The following is a 20422-nucleotide window of genomic DNA, read 5'->3' as shown; positions in this document are numbered from 1 at the left end:
GGCGCCCTGTCCGGGCGCCCGTCCCGGGGTCAGCTCTTTTCGATCTTGCCGCCCTTGGCCGCGCATTCCTTGCCGGTGGTCACCGTCATGCCCTTGCCCTTGCAGGCGTTCATGCCCTTGCAGGCGTTGGAAGCCGTCGCGCACTCGCTCTTGCCCTTGCAGGCGTTGATGCCGACGCAATGGACTTTCGCCTCCTCCTTGCCCGCGTAGGCGGGAACGGTGGCGGTGGCGAAAAGGCCGGCCGCGGCGGTGGCGAGGGCGAGACCGGTCAGCTTCTTGGCGTTGCTCATGGGGTGTTCTCCCGTTTTGTTGGTGGATCGTCCTCTGAATGGACCGAGGTGGACCGTCAAATCTTACAGACCGGCGTACCCTGCACCGCGCCGCCTGTCGGCGATTTCCGCCGGTGGGGCTGCCTGGAAGACGAATTCCCGTGTCATTGCGAGCGCAGCGAAGCAATCCGGCACGAAGCGTCGTCCCGAGGCGCCGTCCGGTGTCGAAGAACCCTCGAGCCGGTCGCGACGGGATGACAGCGGGCCGTCGGCTTGCGGAGTCGGTCCCGAACGCCGCGCCGGGTCGCCTTTCGGCTCCCCGCCATGGCGCTCTTCACGGCAAGCGCCTAGTGCACCAGCTTCTTGTACTTGATCCGGTGCGGCTGCTCGGCGTCGGTGCCGAGCCGGCGCTTCTTGTCGGCCTCGTAGTCGGCGTAGTTCCCCTCGAACCACACCACGTTCGAGTCGCCCTCGAACGCCAGGATGTGGGTCGCGATGCGGTCCAGGAACCAGCGATCGTGCGAGATCACGACCGCGCAGCCGCCGAACTCGAGCAGCGCCTCCTCCAGCGCGCGCAGGGTGTCGACGTCGAGGTCGTTGGTCGGCTCGTCGAGGAGCAGCAGGTTGCCGCCGCTCTTCAGGAGCTTGGCGAGGTGCACGCGGTTGCGCTCGCCGCCCGAGAGGTCCTTCACGAACTTCTGCTGGTCGGCGCCCCGGAAGTTGAAGCGACCGACGTACGCGCGCGACGGCACCTCGTGCTTGCCGAGCAGGATGTTGTCGTGGCCGCCGGAGATCTCGGCCCAGACGGTCTTGTCGCCCTCGAGCGCGTCGCGCACCTGGTCGACGTACGCGAGCTGCACCGTCGGCCCGACGCGCAGGCTCCCGTTGTCCGGCTTTTCCTGGCCGACGATCATGCGGAAGAGGGTGGTCTTGCCCGCGCCGTTCGGCCCGATGACGCCCACGATGCCGCCGCGCGGCAGATTGAACGAGAGGTTCTCGAAGAGCATCCGCTCGCCGAAGGACTTGCCGATGCCCTCGGCCTCGACCACCACGTCGCCCAGGCGCGGTCCGGGCGGGATGAAGATCTCCTGCGTCTCGTTGCGCTTCTGGTACTCCTGGGAGGCCAGCTCCTCGTAGCGGGCGAGCCGCGCCTTGCTCTTGGCGTGGCGGCCCTTGGGGTTCGCCCGCACCCACTCGAGCTCCTGCTTCATGGTGCGCTGGCGTGCGCTCTCCTGCTTTTCCTCCTGCTCGAGGCGCTTCTCCTTCTGCTCGAGCCAGGAGGAGTAGTTGCCCTTCCAGGGGATGCCCTGGCCGCGGTCGAGCTCGAGGATCCAGCCCGCGACGTTGTCCAGAAAATAGCGGTCGTGCGTGACCGCGACGACGGTCCCGGGGTACTCCTGGAGAAAACGCTCGAGCCACGCGACCGACTCGGCGTCGAGGTGGTTGGTCGGCTCGTCGAGCAGCAGCATATCGGGCTGCGACAGGAGCAGCCGGCAGAGCGCCACACGCCGGCGCTCGCCGCCGGAGAGCCTGGTCACGTCCGCGTCCCAGGGCGGCAGGCGCAGGGCATCCGCCGCGATGTCGAGCTTGCGGTCGAGCTCCCAGGCGCCGGCGGCGTCGATCTTCTCCTGGAGCTTCGCCTGCTCCTCGAGGAGCTTGTTCATCTCGTCGTCCGACATCGGCTCGCCGAACTTCATCGAGATGTCGTTGAACTTGTCGAGCAGCGCCTTGGTCTCCGCGACCGCCTCCTCGACGTTGCCGCGCACGTCCTTGGAGGGATCGAGCTGCGGTTCCTGCGGCAGGAAGCCGATGCGGATCCCGGGCATCGGGCGCGCCTCGCCGTCGTACTCGGTGTCGACGCCGGCCATGATCCGGAGCAGCGTCGACTTGCCCGAGCCGTTCAGGCCGAGCACGCCGATCTTGGCGCCGGGGAAGAAGGAGAGCGAGATGTTCTTCAGGATCTCGCGCTTGGGCGGCACGACCTTCGTGACGCGGTGCATCGTGAAAATGTATTGACCGGACATATATGCAGAACAATGTTGAATGTTGAATTTTGAATGTCGAATCAGGGATGCGCGCGAAGCGCGCACCTTCAATTCAACATCAAGAATCGAGCATTGAGAATGGCAGTTACTTCGCGCGTTTCTGGCTCGATGCGGCCGCCCAGTTCGGCACGCCCGACTCGGACAGGGTCGTCTCGGCCTCGTCGTAATCGGTCGCCCCCTCGGCCTGCTGGAAGTAATTGCCCTGCGCGTAGTCGATCCCGAGATTCCACAGGGCCGACAGCGTTTCGGCCGACTCGACGTTCTTGGCGATGACCTTCTTCTCGATGCTCTTTCCCACTTCCACCACGCCCTTGAGCGAGGCGAGGCCGACGGGATCGCGCGCCTTGGACACCAGTTCGCCGTGGATCTTCAGGTAATCGACGGGCAGGTCGCGCAGGTAATTGAGCGCGGCGGGGTCGCGCCCGAAGTTGTCGACCGAGAGCTGCACGCCGGCCTTCTTGGCGTTTCGGACGAAGGCGCCGGCGGCGGCGCCGCCCGCGGTCAATGCGGACTCGTCGATCTCGAGCACGAGGTGCCTGGCCGGCACGCCGGTCTCGCGCAGGGTCTCCAGCAGCAGCGGGAGCAGCTGGCCGTCCCCGAGGGCCGTGGGCGCGACGTTGACGAAGAACGTCGAGCCGCGGTGCTCCCGGTGCAGCTCGGCCAGCGCCTGCAGCGCCTGGCGCAGCACCCAGCGGTCGATGTCGGCCGCCTGGCCCGTCTCGACGGCGTGCGTCATGAACTGGCCGGCGGCGATCAGCTCGTCGCCGCGGCCCTGCATGCGCACGAGCACCTCGAAGTATTCGGCCGGGTCGCCGTGCAGGTTGATGATCGGCTGGTAGCTGAGCTGGAACGCGCCTTTGGCGAGGGCGGTGGCGATGCGATCGTGCCACTCGCTCGGCGCCTTGGGTCCGCCGCCCGGGGGCGGCACCGGTGCCGCCGCGGCCGGCGCGGGAGCGGCGGCGGGCGGTGTGGCTTCGGTCGCGGGCGTGGCGGGCTCGGCCCGGGGCGCCGCTGCGCGCGTCGGCGCGGGCGAAGCCGGCTTGGGCGCGACGGCCGGCGCAGGGGCGGGCTCGGTCGACCGGTAGAGGCCGGCGAGGAGCTTGTGCCCGTTCGCGACGCTCTTGTCGATCAGCGCCGTCGCGAAGTGGCAGTCGCACTTGTGCACCTGCCCGCCCTCGGAGAACGAGAGCCCCGCGAGCGTCTTCTTGAGCGCGCCGGTGCACTCGTCGAGACGGGCCTTGGCGGCGTCGGCCAGGATCGCCCCGAACTCGTGGTCGCCGATGCGGGCGAGCACGACGTTCTCCCCCAGCGTCTCGCGCAGCGCGCGCGTCGCCTTGAGCAGCAGCCGGTCGCCGGTGGCGTGCCCGAGCTGCTTGTTCAGCTGCTTCATCTGATGGAAGTCGAAGTAGATGATGCCGCCGGTCGCGCCCGACTGCTTCGCGCGCTCCACGCTCTTCGCGAGCTCCTGCAGGAAGTACTGGCGGTTGTAGAGCCCCGTGAGCGGGTCGTGCTGGTTGAGGTACTGGAGCTTGCTCTCGACCGCCTTGCGCTTGCTGACGTCGACGACCACGATCTGCGTGCACGCCTCGCCGTTGATGGTGATCGGCGACACCGTGATCTCCGCCGGGAACCGCTCGCCGTTCTGGCGCACCGCGCTGAATTCCTGCGCCGGCCCGCCCGAGCCGCCGCTCTTGCGGATGTACTCCTTGAAGCGCGCGTGATCCGCCTTGTCGATCAGGTTCATCACCGGGACGCCCTCGAGCTCGGCCAGGCTCTCGTACCCGAAGATGTCGAGGTACATCCGGTTCGCGTCGAGGTGCATGCCGTCCTGGCTGTAGCAGATCGCCTCGCGCGAGCCCTCGATTACCGCGCGGTGCTTGTTCTCCATCTCGGCGAGCGACTGCGTCGCCTGCCGGTACTGCTTGCGCTCGGCCGCCACGCGCAGCTCGCGCTCGACGGCCGGGACCAGCCGCACGGGCTCCTTCTTGAGGACGACGTCGTGCGCGCCCGCGCGCATGATTTTGCCAAGGTCGGCGTCGGGGATCGCGCGGGTGAACACGACGAAGGGGGTGTCGGGCGCGGCCTGCTTCAGCTTCTCGAGGGCCACGGCGGCGCCGAAGTGCGGCACCGCGTACTCCGCGACCACGACGTCCCACGCGCTCTTCTCGATCGCCGCCTGGAAGGCGCCCAGGTCCGCCACGAGCTGCGACTTGAGCAGGAAGCCCGCCTTGCGGAAGGCGGACAGGACGACCTCGGCGTCATCCGGCGAGTCGTCCACGACGAGCAGGCGTAAGATCTTCTTTTCCACGTGAGATGTGTCGGCGGGGCGCGGCGTTCAGGGCCAAGCGCAGTTTCAGGGGTACCGCCACCGCTCCCCTATTGTAGCCGCCCGGCGGGCGCGCCGGATCAGTTCGGCGCGGTTCCCGTCCGGGACGCTGAATCCGGCGACGGGAAGGCCACCAGGTGGTCGGCCTGCACGCGCACCCCGACGAGCGCCCCGATCGGGTGGTCCGCGTGGCTGGGAAACAGGGCGAGGACGTTCCCGCCGCTCGACAGCCGCAGGGTATAAAGGATCTCCGCGCCCTTGAAGGCCTTCTGGGTCACCGCCGCCCGCAGGGGCCCGTCCGGGTCGGGCACGATGTCGTCCGGGCGCAGCAGCACCTCGATGCGCGCGCCCTTGCCCCAGGGATAAGCCCGGTTGCCCCGGTAGATCCCGAGCTCCGTCTCGACCGTATCGGGCGCGAGCAGCGTGCCCGGCAGGAACACCCCCTGGCCGATGAAGTCGGCCACGAAGCGGCAGTTCGGCTCGTGGTAGAGGTTGTACGCCGTGTCCCACTGCAGGATGCGGCCTTCCCGCATGACGCCGATCTGTTCGCCGAGGGCGAACGCCTCGTGCTGGTCGTGGGTGACGAGCACGGCCGTCGTGCCCTGGCGCTTGAGGATGTCGTGCACCTCGCCGGAAAGCCGCTCCCGCAGCTCGACGTCCAGGTTGGAGAACGGCTCGTCGAGCAGGATCAGGTCCGGCTGCGGCGCGAGCGCGCGCGCCAGCGCCACGCGCTGCTGCTGCCCGCCGGAAAGCTCGTGCGGATACCGCCGCGCCATCGCGGCGAGGCCGACGGTCTCGAGCACCCGTTCCACGGTCTTGCGGCGCACCGCGGCGGCCGCCCTGCGCAGGCCGAAGCCGACGTTGTCGGCGACCGTGAGGTGGGGGAAGAGCGCATGGTCCTGGAACACCATCCCGAGCCGGCGCCTCTCCGGCGGGAGCACGAAGCCCGGGCGGGAGACGACGCGGCCGGAAAGCCGGATCTCGCCCCGGTCGACGGGGTGGAAGCCGGCGATCGCGCGCAGCACGGTGGTCTTGCCGCAGCCGCTGGGGCCGAGCAGGCACGCGATCGTGCCGCGCGCGACCTCCATGGACAGTCCGCGCACGACGAGCGCGTCGTCGTAGCGGCATTCGATCTCGCTGAGGGTGAGCATTCCGTCGGGCGGACGGCGCAATGGTTCAGGCATGACGCCGCGCCGCCGGGGCCCTGATGATTTCGCGCATACTAGCCGATCGGCCCGGGATCGACCAAGACGTGCGCGTCACTCGCCGGCGAGCAGGAACTCGAGGAGCGCCTTCTGCGCGTGCATCCGGTTCTCCGCCTCGTCCCACACGACGCTCTGCGGGCCTTCGAGCACGTCGGTGGTCACCTCGTGCTCGCGGTAGGCCGGCAGGCAGTGCATGAACAACGCGTTCCCGGCGGCGAGGCGCATGAGCGCGCGGTCGACGCGGTAATCCTCGAACGCCCGCAGGCGCTCCGCCCTCTCGCTCTCCTGGCCCATGCTCGCCCACGTGTCGGTGACGACGACGTCCGCGCCCTCGGCGGCCGCCTGCGGGTCGTCGGTCAGCGTTACGTGGCGGCCCGCGGCCTTCACCATCGCCGCGTCCGGCGCGTACCCCTTCGGGGTGGCGACGCGCAGGTGAAAATCGAACCGCTGCGCGGCCTCCATCCAGGAGTGGCAGACGTTGTTGCCGTCGCCGATCCACGCGGCGGTGCGCCCGGCGATCTCGCCCCGGTGCTCCACCCAGGTCTGGATGTCGGCGAGCAGCTGGCACGGGTGGTGCCTGTCCGTGAGCGCGTTGATCACCGGCACGCGCGAGTGCGCCGCGAAGCGCTCGACCATCTCGTGCCGGTGCGCGCGGATCACGATCACGTCCACCATGCGCGACATCACCCGCGCCGTGTCTTCCACCGGCTCGCCGCGGTCGAGGTGCGTGTCGCGCGGCGAGAGAAAGAGGCTCGCGCCGCCGAGCTGCGCCATGCCGGCCTCGAACGAGACGCGCGTGCGGGTCGAGGACTTCTCGAAGATCATCGCCATGGTGCGGCCGGCGAGCGGCGTGTGCGGCCGGCGGCGGCGGTGCAGGTCCTTGAGCTCGATCGCGCGCCGGACGAGCGCCCCCAGTTCTTCCTGGCTGAGATCCGTCAGGGTCAGGAAGTGGCGCGGCTTCACGGCGGTCCCAGGAATTCCCGGACGACGTCGGAGACCGTCGCGACGATCCGGTCGGCCTCCTCGTCGGTGAGGATGAGCGGCGGCAGCAGGCGCACCACGCTGTCGGCCGTGACGTTGACGAGCACGCCGCGCGCGAGCGCGGCGGTCAGGATCTCCCGGCACGGCCGGTCGAGCTCGATGCCGAGCATCAGGCCGAGGCCGCGCACCTGCCTCACGCCCTTCGCGCCTTCGAGGCGCTCGCGGAATCCCGCGAGCATGCGCGCGCCGAGCGTAGCGGCGCGCGCGTCCAGGCGCTGCTCGCGCATCGCCTCGATCACGGCGGTCGCCGTGCGGCAGGCGAGGGGATTGCCGCCGTAGGTCGAGCCGTGGTTGCCCGGCTGGAACAGCGCGGCCGCGTCGCCGCGCGCGAGGCAGGCGCCGATCGGCACGCCGTTCCCGAGCGCCTTCGCCACGGTCATGACGTCGGGCCGGATGCCCTCGTGCTCGCAGGCGAACCACCGTCCGGTGCGGCACATGCCCGTCTGGATCTCGTCGAGCATGAGGAGCCAGCCCCTGGCGTCGCACTGCGCGCGCAGGCCCTTGAGGTAGCCGCGATCCGGCACCACGACCCCGCCCTCGCCGAGTACCGGTTCGACCAGCACGGCGACGACGTCGGGGTTGTGCTCGCCGACGTGGCGCACCGCCTCGAGGTCGTTGTAGGGCACGCGGTTGAAGCCCGTCACCAGCGGCTCGAAGCCCGCCTGGATGCGACGGTTGCCGCTCGCCGAGAGGGTCGCGAGAGTGCGGCCGTGAAAGCTGCCCTCCATGACGACGATCGTCGGGTTCTTCGCGGCGCGCTTGTGGCCGTAGAGGCGCGCGAGCTTGATCGCGGCCTCGTTCGCCTCCGCGCCCGAGTTCGAGAAGAAGGCGCTGTCCATGCCGGCCACGGCGCACAGCGCGTCGCCCAGGCGTTCCTGCCAGTCGATGCCGTACCAGTTCGAGGTGTGCAGCAGCGCGCCGGCCTGCTCCCGGATGGCCTGCGTTACGGCGGGGTGGGCGTGCCCGAGACTGGTCACGGCGACGCCGGCGAGCGCGTCGAGGTAGCGCTTGCCCTCCGCGTCCCAGAGCCAGGCGCCCTCGCCGCGCACGAAGGTCACGGGCAGGCGCGCGTAGGTTTGCATGAGGTGCGTCATAAAAAAACTAAGGCGCCCTGCGGGGCAGGGCGCCATCCCGGAAGGGCCGCATTCTAGCGCTTCCGGCCGGGGGTGCAAGCCGGTTCCCAAAGACAAAAGCCCGGAAAACCGGGCTTTTGTCGGGGCCGGTAAGCGAGACTCGGCCTAGAAGAGGTGCGCCCCGTGCGGCCCCGCGACCATGAAGAAGAGCATCGGGAGCGACAGCATGGTGTTCGTGCGCGAGGCGAGGAAGGCCACGCGTGCGGCCCTGGCCTTCGCCGCGTCGTCGGCCTGCACCAGCCCGAGCACCTTCTTCTGATTGGGCCAGATCAGCACCCAGACGTTGAAGAGCATGATCGTGCCGAGCCAGGCGCCGAGGCCGATCGGCGCGGCGCCGCCCTTGAGCAGGAACGCGTTGCCGATGCCGATGCCGGCCGCCTCGAGGTAGTACGCGCCCGAAAGCCAGGTCACGACGGCCGCCCAGCGGAACCACAGCAGCGCGCGCGGCGCGATGTGCTTGGTGATGCCGGCCGCGGTGCCGTCCGCCTTGGCGGCGGCGACGCCGGGAACCTGCACGGCGTTGAAGTAATAGAGAAGGCCGATCCAGGTGATGCCGGCGAGGACATGAAGCCAGCGGTCAAGAACGAGTTCCATGATGCTCTCCCGTTATGCTTATTCGTTTCAGACGACCAGGAATCGGGCCGCGAAAAAATAGAGGATGACGGTGATGACCAACCCCGAGATGATCGTGCCCCAGAGCGAATCGAGCGGATTTTTCATCTGTTGTTTCCTCGAATCCTATTTACTTGAGAACGCGCGCGTCTCGCATTCGCGCGAATTCCCGACTAATCAGGTCGGGCCGAAGAGTAGGGCAGAATCGTTCCAATTTCAAGGCGCGTACGCGCCGCTTCGCGGCTCGAAGTCGTACTCCTCGGACGTGATGATGCGCTCCTGAACCACGCGCCACTTGCCGTCGCTTTCCTTCTCGAGCAGCACCTCGATCGGGTTCACGTTCACGGTGCCGTCGGTGCCCTCGACCGTCTCGACGGTTTTGAACATCACGCGTCCCGGCGTCATGACACGGACCTTGCAGCCGTCGTAGCGGACGGCCTTCAGCACGCCGGTCTCGAACTCGTGCCGGCACTGCCTGGCCCAGTCGTCGTAGCCGAGCACGTCGAAGCCCGGCACGCCGTGCACCTGCACGTTGCGGGAGATGAGATCCATGTGCGCCGCGTAGTCCCTGATGTTCGCGGTGCGCGCCGATTCGGCGAGCCAGTCTTCGGCCGCTTTGCTTCGCATGAGTCGCAACCTGATATTGGAGCTTGAACGGTCGGGGCGCCGGGACGCCGGGGGGCAGCAGTATAAATGATAAGCGCGGGATCGTTTCCCGGGCCCGGCTCTCACTCCGGGACGATCCGGCGGGCGGGATCGTCCTTCGGCACCCAGTGGCGGTTCCACCACGCCGCGATGTCGGCCTCGGTCCAGGGCGCGGCCGCGAGCACCTCGTCGAGCACGGCCGTGACGGCCTCCGCGTTCGCCGGACGGTCGTCCGGGCTCTTGGCGAGGCAGCGCGCGATGAGCTCGTCGAACGCCGGCGGCACGGGATGGGCGGCGAGCGCCGACGCGCGCGGGGGCGTGACGTGCAGGACGTGGTAGGACAGGTCGTGCTCGGTCTCGGTCTCGAACAGCCGCCGCCCGGTGAGCAGCCAGAACGCCACGGCGCCGACCGAGTAGATATCCGAGCGCACGTCGAGCACGCCGGGGTCGCGGATGCGCTCGGGCGCCATGTAGAGCGGCGTGCCGAGCACGTGCAGCGACCCGGTGAGGTCGCGGGTGTCGGCGTGGTCGAGACGCTTCACGAGCCCGAAGTCGAGGACCTTCACGACCTCGCGCCGGCCGCTCGCCTCGCACACCATGATGTTCTGCGGCTTGATGTCGCGGTGCACGATGTGCTTCGCGTGCGCCTCGCCGAGCGACGCGCACACCTGGCGCAGGAGGTAGGCGGCCCGGGCGGCCGGTACCGGCCCGTAGCGCTCGACGAGGTCCGCGAACGACACGCCCTCGAGATATTCCATGGCGTAATAGAAGAGGCCGCCGCCCGCGAGCCCGTAGTCGTAAACCGCGACCGTGTTGGGGTGCGACAGCCGGCTGGCGAGCTCCGCCTCGCGACGGAAGCGCGCGATCGACTCGTCGGTCGTCGCGATCGACTTCAGGAGCTTCACGGCCGCCGGACGCTTCAGGAGCTTGTGGCGCGCGAGGTAGACGTCGCTGATCGCGCCCTCGCCGATCTTGTCGAGCAGGCGGTACGGCCCGACCTGGGGCGCGCCGCGCAGCAGCCGCATCAGCGCGTCGCGCGGCAGGAACAGGCCGCCCAGGACGGCGAACACGATGACGAGAACGGCAGCGAGGCCGATGTCGAGATAGCGCAGCGGCGCGTAGGCCTCTTCCTCGTTCATCTCGACGGCGATCCCCATGTCGTACTCGGGCAGCCACCGCCACGCGCCGATCACGCGCTCGCCCGCATGGTTGCGGTAGGGATCGAGGAGCGTGCCCGCCTGCAGGTCGGCGCCGGCGCGCCGGCTGCTCACCGCGGCGGACGCCAGGGCGGTGAGCGTCGGCGGGTCGGCGAACCCCGCGCCCGGATCGCGCAGCCGGACGGGCGCGGCAGGCGACGCGGGTTTGACGTCGCTCGAAGGGAGCAGGCGCGCTTGCGCGTCGAACGCGAACGCCGCGCCGGTGCGCCCGGGACGCCCGGCCTGGAAGATCCGCGCGAACTGGCGGTCCGCCCGGTATCCGATTCCGAGCGCGGCGACGATGCGGCCGCGGCGATCCTTGACCGGCGCCTCGACCCAGAAGAGCGGATCGTCGGTCGCCGGGACTTCCAGCTCGAGCACGCGGTCCCCCTCGCGATACGGGTGGATGAACACCCTGCGATTCAGGAAGACCGGCCGGATGCGCTCGAGCACCTCGGGCGCGAGCCGCCGCCCGGTGTAGCGCTCGAAGCGCGAGGCGAGGATGGTCCCGTTCGAATCGATGAGGTGCGCGCCGACGCGGTGTTCGTCGTCGAGCTGCAGGGCCGCGAGCAGGGCGCGCCGCGCGGGCGAGCGGAGCAGGCGCTCGTCCCCGGCGTCCCGCGCGCCGAGCGCCGTCAGCGCTTCGGCATGACGCCGCACCTGCGGATCGGCCGCCCACTGCGCCACGTCCTGCTTGAGCTCGCCGACCCAGGCGTCGAGCGCCTCGATCTGCGTGCCGAGCAGGGCCTCGAGGCTGTAGGCGCGCAGCTCCAGGACCGAGCGGTGGATGCTCCGGTACGACCACAGGCCGACCGCGACGACGATCACCAGCGCGACAGCGAGAAGGAGGCGCAGCCGCGTGTACGGCAGGGTGGGGGCCGCCCGCTGCGGGGTCTGCTGCATCGATGTCAGTCTCGTGTCGGGCGGCGAGGGGAGCGCGAGAGCGCACCTCCGACGAGTATCGTCGCATGGTGGCCGCCGCGCCAGTCCGGCCCGGGCGCGACCGGTTGCAGCGCGGGCCCGTTCGAGCCGATCATGGCACGGGGGCTTCGACGGTCCCTTCATCACGAAGAAGGTGGGACCCACCGCAACTCGAAGGAGGAACGCATGCGACGCTTCGTTATCGCCCTGCTGTCCGCCGGGGGCCTGCTGCTCCCGGCCCTCGCGGCGGCCGACACCCTGAAAAAGGTCAAGGAAAGCGGCACCCTGGTCATGGGCATCCGCGAGTCCTCGATCCCCCTTTCCTACCTCGACGCCGGGCAGCAGCCGGTGGGGTACCACATCGATATCTGCCACCGGATCGTCGACGCCGTGAAGAAGGAGCTCAAGCTTCCGGCCGTGCGGGTGCAGTACCAGCCCGTGACCTCGCAGAACCGCATTCCGCTCGTCACGAACGGCACCGTCGACATCGAGTGCGGCTCGACCACGAACAATGAGGCGCGCGGACGGCAGGTCGATTTCGCCGTCACCACGTTCGTGACCAACGTGCGCATGGCGGTCAAGAAGGATTCGGGAATCACCAGCCTCTCGCAGCTCGGCGGCAAGCCGGTGGCGACCACGACCGGCACCACGAGCGTGCAGCTCATGCGCGCGCACGAGAAGGGCAAGGGCGTGAACTTCAGGGAGGTGTACGGCCGCGATCACGCCGACTCCTTCCTGATGCTCGAGAGCGACCGGGCGGTCGCCTTCGTCATGGACGACAACCTGCTCGCCGGCCTCATCGCGACCTCGAAGACGCCGGACCGGTACGCCATCGTCGGGGAGGTGCTCAACGTCGAGCCGATCGGGATCATGCTCCGCAAGGACGACCCGAAGTTCAAGCGGATCGCCGACGACACCATCAAGGGCATGATGAAGAGCGGCGAGCTCGAGAAGCTGTACGCGAAGTGGTTCATGTCGCCGATCCCGCCGCGCGACGTGAACATGAACTTCCCGATGAGCGACCAGCTCAAGGAGCTGATCAAGGACCCCAACGACGCCCCGGCGGAGGCGTATAACAAAAGATAAGAATGTTGAATGCTTAATGCTTAATGTTGAATTAATGATGCGCGCGCAGCGCGCTCTTCAATTAAACATTCAAAATTCAACATTCAAGATTCGAGCCTTCCCTCGCTGTGGACTACAACTGGCACTGGGGCATCTTCTTCGAGCAGGTCAAGGCGGGCGAGGAGACCTACCTCGACTGGCTGATCGCCGCGCTCGGCTGGACCGTCTCGGTGTCGCTGGTCGCGTGGCTGATCGCGCTCGTGCTCGGATCGCTGGTCGGCATCGCGCGCACGACGCCGCACCGGTGGCTGCGCTGGCCCGGCGCCGCCTGGGTGGAGCTCTTCCGCAACATCCCGCTGCTCGTGCAGATGCTGCTCTGGTTCTTCGTCGTCCCGGAGCTGCTGCCCGAGAACCTGTCGCTCTGGGTGAAGCGCGACATGCCGGCCAAGGAGTTCGTCACCGCCGCGGTCGCACTCGGGCTCTTCACCTCCGCGCGCATCGCCGAGCAGGTGCGCGCCGGCATCGAGAGCCTCGCGGGCGGCCAGCGCACGGCCGGGCTCGCGCTCGGCCTCACGCTGCCGCAAACCTACCGCCACGTGCTGCTGCCGATGGCGTACCGGATCATCCTGCCGCCGCTCACCTCCGAGCTCATGAACGTCTTCAAGAACTCCTCCGTGGCCTTCGCCATCGGCCTCATGGAGCTCACGTTCACCGCGCGACAGATGCAGGAGGACTCGGAGCAGGGGATCGAGACCTACCTGGCGGTGACGGTGCTCTACTTCCTCTGCGCCTTCATCGCCAACCGCGTGATGGCGCTGATCGAGCGGCGCTCGCGCGTCCCCGGCTACATCACCCAGGCGGGCTGAGCGCCAATGCTCGCCGGATTCGACTTCTCCGTCATCCCCGCGAGCCTCCCGTTCCTGTGGGAGGGTCTCCAGTTCACCGTGCGGCTGACGGTCATCGCGATGACCGGCGGGATCGTGTTCGGCACGCTGCTCGCGATGGCGCGGCTCTCGGGCATCGCGCCCCTCGCGTCCGCCGCGGCCTGGTACGTGAACCTGATGCGCTCCGTGCCGCTGGTGCTCGTGATCCTGTGGTTCTTCCTGGTGATCCCGATCGTCATCGGCCACCCGATCGGCGCGGAAAACTCCGCGATCATCACGTTCACCGCGTTCGAGGCGGCCTACTACAGCGAGATCATGCGCGCCGGCATCCAGAGCATCCCGAAGGGCCAGGTCGCGGCGGGGTATGCGCTGGGCATGGGTTACTGGCCGACGATGCACCACGTCGTCCTGCCCCAGGCCGTGCGCAACATGGCGCCCGTGTTGCTCACGCAGACGATCATCCTGTTCCAGGACACCTCGCTCGTGTACGCGATCGGCGCCAAGGACCTGCTCAAGGCCTCCGAGATCGTCGGCCGCAACTACGGACGTCCGGTCGAGATGTATGTGTTCGTCGCGATCGTCTATCTCGTCATCAGCCTGGCGCTCTCGTTGCTCGTGCGGCGCCTGCAGCGCAACATCGCGATCAAATGAACCGGACTTCGCCTGCACGTTCGAGTAGATTGACACGACCTCCCTCTCGAAAACTCCGCCTCACCCTGACGCTCTTCCGGAGGGGAGAGGGGCAAATAGAGAGTCGGGAGACGGATGGGTGAGGGCGACTAGTTCGAGCAGATTTCCACCGACTCACCCTCTCCCGCGTGCGGGAGAGGGATGGGGTGAGGGTCACAACCGGTGCCCATGATCGACATCCGGCACGTCAGCAAGTGGTACGGCACGTTCAAGGTGCTCGACGACTGCACGACGCACGTCGACAAGGGCGAGGTCATCGTCGTCTGCGGCCCTTCCGGCTCGGGCAAGTCGACGCTGATAAAGTGCGTCAACGGCCTCGAGCCGTTTCAGCAGGGCGAGGTGACGGTCGACGGCATTCCGGTCGGCGATCGCAGGACCAATCTCCCGAAGCTGCGCGCCCGGGTCGGCATGGTGTTCCAGCACTTCGAGCTCTTCCCCCACATGCGCGTGATCGACAACCTCGCCATCGGTCAGACGCAGGTGCTGAAGCGCGGCAGGGACGAGGCGCGCGAACGGGCGCTGCGCCTGCTCGACCGCGTCGGCCTGCGCGACCAGGCGGACAAGTACCCCGGCCGGCTTTCCGGCGGGCAGCAGCAGCGCGTCGCCATCGCCCGCGCCCTCGCCATGGACCCGATCTGCATGCTCTTCGACGAGCCGACCTCGGCGCTCGATCCGGAGATGATCAACGAAGTCCTCGACGTCATGGTCGAGCTCGCGACCGAAGGCATGACTATGATGGTCGTCACCCACGAGATGGGTTTCGCCCGCCGGGTCGCGCACCGCGTGGTCTTCATGGACAAGGGGCAGATCGTGGAGGACGCGAGCAAGGAGGAGTTCTTCGGCAGCCCGCGGTCGGAGCGGGCGCAGCAGTTCCTGTCGAAGATCCTGCACCACTGACCCCCGACGAGCGACCCGCCGCTCTCTGCCGCCCGGGCCTGGTTGAAAAGCACAGACGCCGGTGGCCGCGACGGTGCTTGTCGCCTGCATCGCCTCCTTATATTTCGACGCGCGGATTCACCCGGACCTCGCGCCGAACCGGCGGGCGTCGTCCGCGGCGTACGTCGCCACCGCCACGTCGGCCCGACAGGTCGCCTGCAGCCTCGCGACGACGTCGGCGAGCCGGGTCCCCGGGATGGCGCAGGTCATCTCGCTGTTCGCCATGCCCGTGCGCGTACGGCTCAGCATGCATCCCACGCTGAGCGCCACCTGGCCCTCCTCCTTGGCGATCGGAATGATGTGGCATTGCGGCTTGCCTTCGAAGCGCAGGTCCGGCAGGGCATCGTGAAGAATCATGGCCTGCTTGCCATTGAGCCTCAGAAAGACAACATCCGGATCGACCCGCGTGTCCGCGAGCGGGCCGTAGATCACGGACGCCGGCCGTTGCTTCACGACCGGGATCTGCGGGAAAACCTCCGGTGTCACCCAGCTCGCCTCCATCAATGCCTTGACGTCGTCGCGCTTCGCTGCCGTGTCGAGCGTGATGAAGCCGTGCGTCAGGCTGCCGACGCTGCAGTTGCCGTGGTCTTCGGCGTGCGTGCGGAACGTGCGGTCCACGGCTTTCATCCAGAACACGCACCCGGCCGTTACCTTGCCGGTGCGCCCGTCCGGCGCCGACGCGGGCATCGTACCCTCATAACGGGGGACATCGGTTGCGTCTTCCTGCGTGAACGTGATGGCGAGGGGCGGTGCGGACAACGCGAGCAGGTCGACCAGCGTTTTCGACAGTGCGCGATAGTCGTGTCTCATCCTCTTTCCTCCTTGTGGGGCATCCACGGGCAAGCATGCGGGGGCTCGGTCGCGAACGCAACGCGAGGCGCCCTGCATTTTCGATGCTGCTGATCGCGCCAAAGGCGTTCGGCTCGCCGGTCTTGCGACTGCCGGGAGCCTTCGCGTCTTCCGCGGTTACTCGGGCATGGACGACGACGCCCGCACCGGCCGCTGGAAGTAGTGGACAGGCCGAATCTCGATGCGCCAGCCCCACTGCTCGCCCGCGCTCCCTTGTGTGGTCGGATGCAGCGACGCCACCCGGATCGCGTGGTCCATGTCCCCTGCTGCTATGAGGAATGCGCTGCCAATCCGCTCCCGGGTTCCGATCGAGGGAACCGTCGGTGGCCTTCACCTCGCCGTTCATGCGCCGCAGGCATTTGCCTTCGAAGGCGAGGCCGGCGTCCACGATGAACCCGGCCGGTCCGGTAGAGCTCCGCCATGTGTGGTCGACACTCCGCGCAAAAATCGCCTCGACCTCCGCCTCGGAGCGGGCATTCATCTTCGCGGGCTCGAAATAACCCAGACAGAAAAACTTTACGGCTCGCCTACTCGCGAATCTCGGCTTCGACGAGCATGGCGAGCAGCGTCAGCGATTCCTGCCAGCCGAGATAACAGGATTCGAGAGGGATGACGCCGGGAATGCCTTCCTGCACGATGTTCAGCTCGGTCCCGCACGACACCTTCGTCAGGGAGACGGTCGTCTGCATCTCGCCCGGAAGGTTCGGATCCTCGAAAACGTCGGTGTAGCGAACGCGCTCGTTCGGGACCAGCTCGAGGAACTTCCCGCCGAACGCATGACTCTGGCCGGTCGTGAAGTTGGTGAACGACATCCGGTAGGTCCCGCCGACTTTGGCATCCATCTGATGGACCTTGCCGGTGAACCCGTTCGGGGGCAGCCACTTGGCCATGGCGTCGGCATCGAGGAAGGCGCGGTAGACGCGCTCCGGCGCGGCACGAAGGACGCGGTGAAGGCGGACGGTATTCGTGGACATGGTCGGTCTCCTTTAGGTTGCGAGGACGGCCCTCTGAAGGGACGACGGTTGACGATGGCCGAAATCGACATGCGAGATGGCCAGTGAAGCCCGCCGCGAATCCCAGCGGCCCAAACCGCCGTCCTTGCGAGCCGAAGCTACGGGGAATCGAAGCAGGCGGCGAAGCAATCCGACACGAAGTGCCATGCTGAGGGGCCGAGGCGCCGAAGGATAGTGTCCTTACCCCTTGGCCGAAGGTGCCAGATCCTGCCACGTCGGATTCATCGTCTCGATCAGGGCGATCTTCTTTGCCCGCGATCCGCCTTTGATCTGCTTCTCCCGGGCAATCGCGGCCGCGATGTCCGGCGTAATCTCGTACCAGACCAGCTTGCGACAGCGGTACCGGCTGGCGAAACCCGGCGTCAGACCGTCGCGATGCTCGGCAAGGCGCCGTTCCAGGTCGCTCGTAACTCCGGTATAGAGCACCCGGTTGGACGGGTTGGTAAGGATGTACACGAAGTAGCAGCGTTCCTGCATGCTGTCGCTCCCTGGTTGAAAGCTTGCAAGACTGTCCGGACGAAACAGCCGTCATTGCGAGCGCAGCGAAGCAATCTCGCACTTTCCCCCGTCGCCCCGGGATTGCTTCGTCGCTCCGCTCCTCCCAATGACAAGTAAGGGTCGACCCAATGCCTGTCATTGCGAGCGCAGCGATGCAATCTCGCATCTTCTTCCGGAAACCCGAGATTGCTTCGTCGCTTCGCTCCTCGCAATGACATCGTGGGCGGGAAGTCCTCGGCTTGGCTGTCACCACCCGTTGCTGTCATTGCGAGCGAAGCGAAGCAATCTTGTTCGTTCTCCTCGTGTTCGTTCGCCTACCGACGTCAACTTGCCGAAGACGATTTGCCCAGTATCTTCTGATCCAGCAACAGATTGAGCGTCAGCCTCACCCCGAACCCGGTGATGTCCGTCGGTACCTGCGCCAGCCCTCCCTTGTGGTTCCCGGACGCCAGGTCCACGTGCACCCAGTCGGGATCGTTCGCGAGGAAGCGCTTGAGGAACAGCGCCGCGAGGATGTGGTCCGCGTCGTTGTCGAGCGTGCACTGCTTGATGTCGGCGACGTCGCTCTTCAGGGATTCCCGGAAATCGTCCGGCAGCGGAAAGGGCCAGACGCGCTCTCCGGATTCCTCGCCGGCCTGCTGCAGTACCGGGATCAGCTTCGGCCGGTTGGTGAAGGCCCCCGAGAGCCGCGTGCTGAGCGCGCCGATGCAGGCGCCGGTGAGCGTCGCGTAGTCGATCACGACCCGCGGCTTCTCGCTCGACGCGAAGTGCAGCGTGTCCGCGAGGACCATGCGCCCCTCGGCGTCGGTGTGCACGATCTCGATCGTGGTCCCGTTCGCGGCGGTGATCACCTCGTTCTGCCGGTACGCCTTCGGGCCGATGTGGTTCTGCGCGAGCGCGAGCCAGCAGTCGACGGGGAAGTCGACCTTGAGCTCGGAGAGCGCGAGCAGGGTGCCGAGGGCCACGGCGCTGCCTTCCATGTCCTCGTGCATGCCGTGCATGTGCTTCGCGCTCTTGAGGTTGGTGCCGCCGGTGTCGAAGCAGATGCCCTTGCCGACGAGCGCGAGGAGCGGGCCGTTCGGCTTCTTCTTCGGCGCGTAGCGCACGCGCAGGATGCCGGCGTCGGGGTCCGGGCTGCCCTGCGCCACCGCGACGAACGCGCCGGCGCCGCGGCGGCGGAGCTTCGCGAGGTCGACGAACTCGGTCTTCCACCCGTGCTCGCGCGCCAGCCGCTCGACGTGCCTGCGGTACGTGCCCGGCGTCAGCTCGTTCGGCGGCAGCGCCGTGAGGTAGCGCGCGAGGTTGTTGCCGCGGGCGGTCGCGATCGTGCGCGCGGCATCGAGCCTGCCCGTTCCGTGGACGGCGATCTCCCGCAGCGCGCGCGGCCGCTCGCGCTTGCTCTTATAAGTAGGCAGCTCGAAGTCGGCGGCGAGGGCGGCGGCGACCACGGCTTCGGCCATCGCCGCCATCTCCGGCCGGTCGGCGGCCGCGGATATGGCCAGCCGGTCCGGCCGGGGGTCGAACTGCGCCGCGACGAGCTTGCGCGCGAGCGTCAGGCGCTCGAACGCGCTCGCCGTCTTCGAGACGGTCGCGAGCGCCAGGCGCGTGCCCGCTTCGTTCGGCAGGTCCGTGACGAAGGGTTTCGCGTCGCCGAGCTTGTACTCCGCGCGCTCCATCCGTTTGCGCAGCTCCGCACCGAACGGGAGCGACGTAATTGCGGCTCCCTCCGGCAAAAGCAGGATGACGCTTGAATAGATTTGGTAGTCTTTTGCCGATAAACTGCCGGCATCTAGCCGTATCTTCGCCGTTCTGAGCTGCATGGATGCCTCATCTCTCACGGCACCGCGCTATACGCGTTCCGCGCACACGGTGCACACCGTTTGCCTTGATTTGTTTAGGCAAAAAAACGATCATACCGCGCGCAATAGGGGCCCGGCACCGATCGACAGATGCCTTTCGCGCCTCCCGGCGCGCCAAGAACGAATTCCCCGCCCCGAAGTTCAGGAGATTTCATGAAAGCGGCTAACCCCGACGTGAAGGAGCGCGCGAGCGCGAAAGCAGCGGCGCCCTCCGGCATTGCGCTCAGCGAGGCCGACCAGAAGCGGCTGCTGCGCGAGATGATTTTCTACCGGCGCTTCGAGGAGCGGGCCTTCGAGGCCTACATGGAGCACAAGATCGGGGGCTTCCTGCATCTATATATAGGTCAGGAGGCCGTCGCGACCGGCGTGCTCGAGATGGCGCGCCCCGGCCACGACTGGGTCATCACCGGTTACCGCGACCATATCCACGCGATCAAGACGGGCGCCCCCGCCCGCGAAGTGATGGCGGAGCTCTACGGCAAGGAGACGGGCTCGTCGCGCGGGCGCGGCGGCTCCATGCACATCTTCGACCCGACCGTGCACTTCATGGGCGGCTACGCGCTGGTCGGCCAGCCGTTCCCCCTGGCCGCCGGCCTCGCGCTCGCGGCCAAGTACAGGAAGACCGACCAGATCGCGATCTGTTTCCTCGGCGACGGCGCGAACAACCAGGGCACGTTCCACGAGACCATGAACATGGCCTCGCTCTGGAAGCTCCCGGTGCTCTTCGTCTGCGAGAACAACCTCTACGCGATCGGCACGCGCATCAACCGATCGACCGCGGTGGTGGACCAGTACAAACGCGCGTGCGCGTACGACATGCCGGCCAGCCAGCACGACGGCATGGACATCGAGGTCGTGATGGAGGCCGCGAAGAAGGCGATCGACCACGTGCGCGGCGGCCACGGACCGTACTTCATCGAGTACCTGACCTACCGCCTGCGCGGCCACTCCATGTCCGACAAGACCGCCGCCTACCGCTCGAAGGAAGAGGAGCAGCAGTGGGCGCAGCGCGATCCGATCCGGATCTACGGCGACAAGCTCAAGAGCCGCGGCACGCTCGACGACGCCGGCATCAAGGCGATCGAGCAGTCCGTGCACGACGAGATCGAGAACGACGTGGTCAAGTTCGCCGAGGAGAGCCCCGAGCCGCGCGTCGAGGACCTGAACAAGTACGTGCTCGACGACAACCCCGATCCCCGCTGGATCGGCCCCCTGCAGAACACCTACGAATAAGG

The 20422-nt window shown here is 67.7% G+C and carries 19 protein-coding genes; 5 read left to right on the top strand and 14 right to left on the bottom strand.

Annotated features, from left to right (window positions below; translation table 11 throughout):
- Positions 1–29 precede the first annotated feature (29 nt).
- The 9 genes from bufA2 to SVA_RS14195 all read right to left on the bottom strand — a co-directional run bounded on the left by bufA2 (position 30) and on the right by SVA_RS14195 (position 11375).
- A complete protein-coding gene (bufA2, locus tag SVA_RS14235) occupies positions 30–290 on the bottom strand; it encodes a BufA2 family periplasmic bufferin-type metallophore (RefSeq protein WP_096461849.1) in 261 nt (86 codons plus the stop codon).
- A gap of 326 nt (positions 291–616) precedes the next feature.
- Complete coding sequence (gene ettA, locus SVA_RS14230; RefSeq protein ID WP_096461848.1) at positions 617–2293, bottom strand: energy-dependent translational throttle protein EttA; 1677 nt, start codon at positions 2291–2293, stop codon at positions 617–619.
- A gap of 106 nt (positions 2294–2399) precedes the next feature.
- Positions 2400–4622: an EAL domain-containing protein gene (locus tag SVA_RS14225; protein WP_096461847.1), complete on the bottom strand. Its 2223-nt coding sequence runs from the start codon at positions 4620–4622 to the stop codon at positions 2400–2402.
- Positions 4623–4720: 98 nt separating this feature from the next.
- On the bottom strand, positions 4721–5824 hold the full coding sequence (locus tag SVA_RS14220; protein WP_197703228.1) for an ABC transporter ATP-binding protein: 1104 nt from the start codon (positions 5822–5824) through the stop codon (positions 4721–4723).
- Between the two features lie 75 nt (positions 5825–5899).
- On the bottom strand, positions 5900–6808 hold the full coding sequence (gene argF, locus SVA_RS14215) for an ornithine carbamoyltransferase (RefSeq protein ID WP_096461845.1): 909 nt from the start codon (positions 6806–6808) through the stop codon (positions 5900–5902).
- The gene (locus tag SVA_RS14210) at positions 6805–7968 is read right to left on the bottom strand and encodes an aspartate aminotransferase family protein (RefSeq protein WP_096462970.1); all 1164 of its coding nucleotides are present in this window, start codon (positions 7966–7968) and stop codon (positions 6805–6807) included. The genes argF and SVA_RS14210 overlap by 4 nt, the downstream gene beginning before the upstream one ends.
- Positions 7969–8124: 156 nt before the next feature.
- On the bottom strand, positions 8125–8613 hold the full coding sequence (locus SVA_RS14205) for a urate hydroxylase PuuD (protein ID WP_096461844.1): 489 nt from the start codon (positions 8611–8613) through the stop codon (positions 8125–8127).
- A 234-nt stretch (positions 8614–8847) separates the two neighbouring features.
- Complete coding sequence (locus tag SVA_RS14200) at positions 8848–9258, bottom strand: hypothetical protein (RefSeq protein WP_096461843.1); 411 nt, start codon at positions 9256–9258, stop codon at positions 8848–8850.
- Positions 9259–9359: 101 nt separating this feature from the next.
- The gene (locus tag SVA_RS14195; protein ID WP_148665489.1) at positions 9360–11375 is read right to left on the bottom strand and encodes a serine/threonine protein kinase; all 2016 of its coding nucleotides are present in this window, start codon (positions 11373–11375) and stop codon (positions 9360–9362) included.
- A 204-nt stretch (positions 11376–11579) separates the two neighbouring features.
- On the opposite strand from SVA_RS14195, the gene SVA_RS14190 reads away from it, so the two are divergent.
- The 4 genes from SVA_RS14190 to SVA_RS14175 all read left to right on the top strand — a co-directional run bounded on the left by SVA_RS14190 (position 11580) and on the right by SVA_RS14175 (position 14929).
- On the top strand, positions 11580–12479 hold the full coding sequence (locus SVA_RS14190; protein WP_096461841.1) for a transporter substrate-binding domain-containing protein: 900 nt from the start codon (positions 11580–11582) through the stop codon (positions 12477–12479).
- Positions 12480–12586: 107 nt separating this feature from the next.
- Positions 12587–13324, top strand: coding sequence for an amino acid ABC transporter permease (locus SVA_RS14185; RefSeq protein ID WP_096461840.1), 738 nt, complete (start codon positions 12587–12589; stop codon positions 13322–13324).
- Between the two features lie 6 nt (positions 13325–13330).
- On the top strand, positions 13331–13993 hold the full coding sequence (locus tag SVA_RS14180) for an amino acid ABC transporter permease (RefSeq protein ID WP_096461839.1): 663 nt from the start codon (positions 13331–13333) through the stop codon (positions 13991–13993).
- A 207-nt stretch (positions 13994–14200) separates the two neighbouring features.
- Positions 14201–14929, top strand: a complete 729-nt coding sequence (locus SVA_RS14175) for an amino acid ABC transporter ATP-binding protein (RefSeq protein WP_096461838.1) — start codon at positions 14201–14203, stop codon at positions 14927–14929.
- 117 nt (positions 14930–15046) lie between these two features.
- Here the strand turns inward: SVA_RS14175 and SVA_RS14170 are convergent, their stop codons facing one another.
- From SVA_RS14170 to SVA_RS14155, 5 genes are all read right to left on the bottom strand, one after another.
- Positions 15047–15778 carry a DUF169 domain-containing protein gene (locus SVA_RS14170; RefSeq protein ID WP_169924117.1) on the bottom strand — a complete coding sequence of 244 codons (732 nt, stop codon included), beginning with the start codon at positions 15776–15778 and terminating at the stop codon, positions 15047–15049.
- A gap of 156 nt (positions 15779–15934) precedes the next feature.
- A complete protein-coding gene (locus SVA_RS19830; protein ID WP_169924116.1) occupies positions 15935–16075 on the bottom strand; it encodes a YciI family protein in 141 nt (46 codons plus the stop codon).
- Positions 16076–16344: 269 nt separating this feature from the next.
- Positions 16345–16791, bottom strand: coding sequence for an SRPBCC family protein (locus SVA_RS14165; RefSeq protein ID WP_096461836.1), 447 nt, complete (start codon positions 16789–16791; stop codon positions 16345–16347).
- A gap of 219 nt (positions 16792–17010) precedes the next feature.
- Positions 17011–17307 (bottom strand): GIY-YIG nuclease family protein, encoded by a 297-nt coding sequence (locus SVA_RS14160; RefSeq protein WP_096461835.1) that lies wholly within the window; start codon positions 17305–17307, stop codon positions 17011–17013.
- A gap of 344 nt (positions 17308–17651) precedes the next feature.
- Positions 17652–19004: a M17 family metallopeptidase gene (locus SVA_RS14155; RefSeq protein WP_179948794.1), complete on the bottom strand. Its 1353-nt coding sequence runs from the start codon at positions 19002–19004 to the stop codon at positions 17652–17654.
- Between the two features lie 441 nt (positions 19005–19445).
- On the opposite strand from SVA_RS14155, the gene pdhA reads away from it, so the two are divergent.
- Positions 19446–20420 (top strand): pyruvate dehydrogenase (acetyl-transferring) E1 component subunit alpha, encoded by a 975-nt coding sequence (pdhA, locus tag SVA_RS14150; protein WP_420823888.1) that lies wholly within the window; start codon positions 19446–19448, stop codon positions 20418–20420.
- Positions 20421–20422 lie beyond the last annotated feature (2 nt).

This window comes from Sulfurifustis variabilis, assembly GCF_002355415.1.
In the GTDB taxonomy this organism is placed as follows: domain Bacteria; phylum Pseudomonadota; class Gammaproteobacteria; order Acidiferrobacterales; family Sulfurifustaceae; genus Sulfurifustis; species Sulfurifustis variabilis.
The sequence above is the reverse complement of the archived record's forward strand: the minus strand, read 5'-3'. Positions and strand labels throughout refer to the sequence as shown.

What these genes read in the sequence shown, in the direction of transcription:
- SVA_RS14195 (WP_148665489.1), bottom strand. Translation starts at nt 11,375, where the DNA reads ATGCAGCAGACCCCGCAGCGGGCGGCCCCCACCCTGCCGTACACGCGG.
- pdhA (WP_420823888.1), top strand. Translation starts at nt 19,446, where the DNA reads ATGATTTTCTACCGGCGCTTCGAGGAGCGGGCCTTCGAGGCCTACATG.
- SVA_RS14210 (WP_096462970.1), bottom strand. Translation starts at nt 7,968, where the DNA reads ATGCAAACCTACGCGCGCCTGCCCGTGACCTTCGTGCGCGGCGAGGGC.
- SVA_RS14205 (WP_096461844.1), bottom strand. Translation starts at nt 8,613, where the DNA reads ATGGAACTCGTTCTTGACCGCTGGCTTCATGTCCTCGCCGGCATCACC.
- SVA_RS14160 (WP_096461835.1), bottom strand. Translation starts at nt 17,307, where the DNA reads ATGCAGGAACGCTGCTACTTCGTGTACATCCTTACCAACCCGTCCAAC.
- SVA_RS14175 (WP_096461838.1), top strand. Translation starts at nt 14,201, where the DNA reads ATGATCGACATCCGGCACGTCAGCAAGTGGTACGGCACGTTCAAGGTG.
- SVA_RS19830 (WP_169924116.1), bottom strand. Translation starts at nt 16,075, where the DNA reads ATGGACCACGCGATCCGGGTGGCGTCGCTGCATCCGACCACACAAGGG.
- SVA_RS14190 (WP_096461841.1), top strand. Translation starts at nt 11,580, where the DNA reads ATGCGACGCTTCGTTATCGCCCTGCTGTCCGCCGGGGGCCTGCTGCTC.
- SVA_RS14180 (WP_096461839.1), top strand. Translation starts at nt 13,331, where the DNA reads ATGCTCGCCGGATTCGACTTCTCCGTCATCCCCGCGAGCCTCCCGTTC.
- SVA_RS14170 (WP_169924117.1), bottom strand. Translation starts at nt 15,778, where the DNA reads ATGAGACACGACTATCGCGCACTGTCGAAAACGCTGGTCGACCTGCTC.
- SVA_RS14165 (WP_096461836.1), bottom strand. Translation starts at nt 16,791, where the DNA reads ATGTCCACGAATACCGTCCGCCTTCACCGCGTCCTTCGTGCCGCGCCG.
- ettA (WP_096461848.1), bottom strand. Translation starts at nt 2,293, where the DNA reads ATGTCCGGTCAATACATTTTCACGATGCACCGCGTCACGAAGGTCGTG.
- SVA_RS14155 (WP_179948794.1), bottom strand. Translation starts at nt 19,004, where the DNA reads ATGGAGCGCGCGGAGTACAAGCTCGGCGACGCGAAACCCTTCGTCACG.
- bufA2 (WP_096461849.1), bottom strand. Translation starts at nt 290, where the DNA reads ATGAGCAACGCCAAGAAGCTGACCGGTCTCGCCCTCGCCACCGCCGCG.
- SVA_RS14220 (WP_197703228.1), bottom strand. Translation starts at nt 5,824, where the DNA reads ATGCCTGAACCATTGCGCCGTCCGCCCGACGGAATGCTCACCCTCAGC.
- SVA_RS14200 (WP_096461843.1), bottom strand. Translation starts at nt 9,258, where the DNA reads ATGCGAAGCAAAGCGGCCGAAGACTGGCTCGCCGAATCGGCGCGCACC.